The 202-nt window shown below is 57.4% G+C and carries 1 pseudogene; it reads left to right on the plus strand.

Annotation, left to right across the window (positions count from 1 at the left end):
• Positions 1-202, plus strand: a pseudogene (locus JTI85_RS21145) (NAD(P)/FAD-dependent oxidoreductase); the annotation flags it as partial.

The following is a 202-nucleotide window of genomic DNA, read 5'->3' on the forward strand; positions in this document are numbered from 1 at the left end:
AGATGCTAAGACCAGAGTTGTCGTAGTTGAACGCGGCGCTCAGCCGGGCGGACGCTGGAGCCAGGAATTACGTGACGTGATTATCGAAGCCTCTGCTGAACTGGGCGTCGAGTGGCTGGTCAATGCGGAAGTAGAGTGCGTGGATGCCTCTGGCGTCACGCTGAAAGATGGGCAGACCATTGCCTCACAGACCGTTATCTGG

The organism is Citrobacter sp. Colony219 (assembly GCF_019382635.1).
Lineage (GTDB): Bacteria > Pseudomonadota > Gammaproteobacteria > Enterobacterales > Enterobacteriaceae > Citrobacter > Citrobacter youngae.